5 protein-coding genes are annotated in these 3,593 nt (G+C 65.9%); 4 read left to right on the forward strand and 1 reads right to left on the reverse strand.

The features are described 5' to 3' along the window. The first annotated feature begins 315 nt into the window (after window positions 1–315). From V0R62_RS26515 to V0R62_RS26530, 4 genes are all read left to right on the forward strand, one after another. On the forward strand, window positions 316–984 hold the full coding sequence (locus V0R62_RS26515) for a FadR/GntR family transcriptional regulator (protein WP_330105809.1): 669 nt from the start codon (window positions 316–318) through the stop codon (window positions 982–984). A gap of 13 nt (window positions 985–997) precedes the next feature. Then, complete coding sequence (locus V0R62_RS26520) at window positions 998–2,278, forward strand: CynX/NimT family MFS transporter (protein WP_330105810.1); 1,281 nt, start codon at window positions 998–1,000, stop codon at window positions 2,276–2,278. 105 nt (window positions 2,279–2,383) lie between these two features. Next, window positions 2,384–2,842 (forward strand): nuclear transport factor 2 family protein, encoded by a 459-nt coding sequence (locus V0R62_RS26525; protein ID WP_198745794.1) that lies wholly within the window; start codon window positions 2,384–2,386, stop codon window positions 2,840–2,842. A gap of 43 nt (window positions 2,843–2,885) precedes the next feature. Further along, a complete protein-coding gene (locus V0R62_RS26530) occupies window positions 2,886–3,176 on the forward strand; it encodes a GIY-YIG nuclease family protein (RefSeq protein ID WP_262953020.1) in 291 nt (96 codons plus the stop codon). Window positions 3,177–3,251: 75 nt separating this feature from the next. Here the strand turns inward: V0R62_RS26530 and V0R62_RS26535 are convergent, their stop codons facing one another. Then, entirely contained in the window at window positions 3,252–3,515 is a 264-nt protein-coding gene (locus V0R62_RS26535; protein WP_050704112.1) for a DUF3077 domain-containing protein, read from the reverse strand. Between the last annotated feature and the right edge of the window lie 78 nt (window positions 3,516–3,593).

Consider the following 3,593-nt stretch of genomic DNA (forward strand, 5'->3'; position numbering starts at 1 on the left):
CCCGGGAGCAAGAACGGAGCGAGGGGACCCCGGAGCGCAGCGTAGGGGCCGGATGAACGGAGCGGGGCGGCTTTGGTTACTTTGGCCAAGACCAAAGTAACCCGCCGTAAGGGCGGAAAGGTGACTAAATGTCGATATCGTCTACGAATGCGCATAAAAAAATCAAAACCCACACCCTGAAACCCGAACCCGAACCCGAACCCGAACCCGAACCCGAACCCGAACCCGAACCCGAACCCGAACCCGAACCCGAACCCGAACCCTTGCCCCAACCCTCATCAACCGCTATCGTCCAACCCCAAGAAAATTCATCCGATGACTGGACGTGCCCACCCCGTGACCCCGCTCATCAAACGCTCCCTGGTAGAACAAGCCGTAGACCAGCTCCGCGACCGCATCGCCAAGGGCACCTGGTCGATAGGCCAACGCCTGCCCACAGAACCAGAGCTGGCCAGCGACCTGGGCATCAGCCGCAACACCGTCCGTGAAGCCATGCGCGTCCTGGCCTTCAGCGGCCTGGTGGAAATCCGCCAGGGCGACGGCAGCTACCTGCGTACCGCCGTGGACCCCTTGCAGGCCGTGCAGGTCATGTCCCGCTGCGCAGTCGAACACGCCCGCGAAACCCGCCATATCCTTGAAGCGGAAGCCATTGGCCTGGCCGCCGTGCGCCGCACCGACGCCGACCTGCAGGCCTTGCGCGAGGCCCTGGAACACAGCGCGCGGCACTTCCATGGCGATGTCGACGCCTACGTCGAATGCGACCTGGTGTTCCACCAGCGCCTGGTGGACGCCGCCCACAACCCCGCCTTGAGCGAGCTGTACCGCTACTTCTCCAGCGTGGTCCGCGCCGCCCTGCAGCACAACATGACCACCGTCCCCCGCTGCCAGGCCGTGTTCGACCTGCACGGGCAGATCCTCGACGCCCTCGAACAACGCGATCCGGAGCGGGCCAAGCACCTGAGCCGGACCCTCATCGAATCCTGACAACGAGAAGGCCATGGCCGAACAACTGACCCGCAATACCGCTCCCCGCGAGGCGGAGCTCGAAGAACTGCTGATCGACGCCGAAGCCGACGACGAGCAGGTCCAGCAACAACCTGTCGTGCTGCGCAGGCCCTGGCTGTTGCTGCTGGGCCTGGTGCTGGTGGCGCTGAACCTGCGTCCGGCGCTGTCGAGCATGTCGCCACTGCTCGGCCAGGTGTCCGAAGGGTTGGGGCTCAGCGCTTCGCAAGCCGGGCTGCTGACCACCTTGCCGGTACTGTGCCTGGGCCTGTTCGCGCCGCTGGCGCCGATCCTGGCGCGACGTTTCGGCAGCGAGCGGGTGATCTTCGGCATTCTGCTGACCCTGGCGCTGGGCATCCTGGTGCGCAGCACCCTGGGCGCCACTGGTGTGTTCCTCGGCAGCCTGATGGCGGGGGCGAGCATCGGCATCATCGGTGTGTTGTTGCCAGGTATCGTCAAGCGTGACTTCCCCCAGCACGCTGGTACCCTGACCGGCGTCTATACCATGGCGCTGTGCCTGGGCGCCGCGATGGCCGCCGGGGCCACGGTGCCCTTGACCCGCCACTTCGATGACAGCTGGGCACTGGGGCTGGGCTTCTGGCTGCTGCCTGCCCTGCTGGCGATGCTGGTCTGGCTGCCCCAATCCCGTCAGGGTCATGGCGTGCACAAGGTGGCCTACCGCGTGCGCGGCCTGTGGCGCGACCCGCTGGCCTGGCAGGTGACGCTGTACATGGGCCTGCAGTCGTCACTGGCCTACATCGTGTTCGGCTGGCTGCCTTCGATCCTGATCGGCCGCGGGCTGAGCCCGACCGAGGCGGGGCTGGTGCTGTCCGGTTCGGTGATCGTGCAACTGATCAGCTCCCTGAGCGCGCCCTGGCTGGCCACGCGGGGCAAGGACCAGCGCCTGGCCATCCTGGTGGTGATGCTGGTGACCCTGGGCGGGCTATTCGGCTGCCTGTATGCGCCGATCGAGGGGCTGTGGGGCTGGGCAATCTTGCTCGGGCTGGGGCAGGGCGGCACCTTCGCCTTGGCACTGACCCTGATTGTGCTGCGCTCCGGGGACGCCCATGTGGCGGCGAACCTGTCGAGCATGGCCCAGGGCGTGGGCTACACGCTGGCATCCATGGGGCCGTTCGCGGTGGGCCTGGTGCATGACTTGACCGGTGGCTGGAGCGCGGTGGGCTGGATCTTCGCGGTGCTGGGCGTCGGGGCGATCCTGTTCGGTCTCGGCGCCGGGCGCGCGCTGCATGTGCAGGTCAGCAGCGAGCACGTTTGAGGCACTGGCTTGATCCGTGATCGTCATTCATGACGCGAATGGGCATGGTGTTGCTGGCATCCAGGCAGTATCTTGCGGGTTTCGCACCTTGCGCAGGAACAGTCCATGAGCGATGCCAACAGCGCCCTGATCACCCGTTTCTACCAGGCTTTCCAGCGCCTGGACGCCGAGGCCATGGTGGCCTGCTACAGCGAAGACATCGTCTTCAGCGACCCGGTCTTCGGCACCCTGCGCGGGCGTGACGCGGGTGACATGTGGCGGATGCTCACCGCCCGCGCCAAGGACTTCACCCTGACCTTCGACGACGTGCGCAGCGATGGCGCGCACTGGGTGGCGACTTACCTGTTCAGCCAGACCGGGCGGGTGGTGGTCAACGATATCCAGGCGCGCTTCGTGATCCGCGACGGGCTGATCTGCCAGCACGACGATACCTTTGACCTGTGGCGCTGGGCGCGTCAGGCGCTGGGCATGCCGGGCGTGCTGCTGGGCTGGACGCCGATGCTGCAGAACAAGGTGCGCCAACAGGCGTTCAAGGGGCTTCGCGCATTCCAGCAGGCGCGCTGAGGCGTTAAGCTGGCGGCCTTCTTCCGTTGCACCGAACCGAGCCGTGAGCGAAACAGCGCCTTCCCCCGACTGCAAACCCTGGTACGTCTACCTGGTTCGTGCCGCCAATGGCTCGTTGTACTGCGGTATCAGCGACGATCCGCAGCGGCGCTTCATCAAGCACCAGAAAGGGCAGGGCGCGCGCTATTTCAAGACCAGCCCGGCGCAGGCGCTGGTGTATGTGGAGCAATGGCCGGACAAGGGCGAGGCTTTGCGCCAGGAGCGGTTGGTGAAGAAGCTGCGCAAGGCGGCGAAGGAGGCGTTGGTGGCGTCCTATGCCGGTGTCGCGGGGTAGTGCCCTAGCCACGGCACCCGAGACGGGTTGCGACGCCTTGGCCCTACACACCTATGGCGCCGCGTTGTTCCCTGTTCAGTGCTTCATGCCTAGTTCGGCATCATCCATCAATGCCTTGGCCAGGGCGCTCAGGTAATACGAGGCCCAGAGCAACTGGGGCTTTTCCTCCATGATCCCGGTGATGGTCAGGTCGCGTACGCAGCCCATCAGCTCCGAGGCCTGGTCGCGGGCGTGCTGGCAGGGGATGCCGGGCTCGATGCAGAACAGCGGGTCGGTCATGCCTTCGCCCTGGTAGAACTTGGTCTTGCCGACGGTGGTGGGGGTGTTGTCTGTGGTCATGGTTGTTCTCCCTGAAATGGTCGGTGCCTGTGCGGGCGCTATCGCGGGGCAAGCCCGCTCCCACGCAGCCCCCCCCCG

It is taken from the genome of Pseudomonas carassii (genome assembly GCF_036324045.1).
Taxonomy (GTDB): Bacteria; Pseudomonadota; Gammaproteobacteria; order Pseudomonadales; family Pseudomonadaceae; genus Aquipseudomonas; species Aquipseudomonas peradeniyensis.

Excerpts from the sequence above, each read along its gene's own strand:
- V0R62_RS26515 (WP_330105809.1), top strand. The coding sequence starts at position 316 with ATGACTGGACGTGCCCACCCCGTGACCCCGCTCATCAAACGCTCCCTG.
- V0R62_RS26520 (WP_330105810.1), top strand. The coding sequence starts at position 998 with ATGGCCGAACAACTGACCCGCAATACCGCTCCCCGCGAGGCGGAGCTC.
- V0R62_RS26535 (WP_050704112.1), bottom strand. The coding sequence starts at position 3,515 with ATGACCACAGACAACACCCCCACCACCGTCGGCAAGACCAAGTTCTAC.
- V0R62_RS26525 (WP_198745794.1), top strand. The coding sequence starts at position 2,384 with ATGAGCGATGCCAACAGCGCCCTGATCACCCGTTTCTACCAGGCTTTC.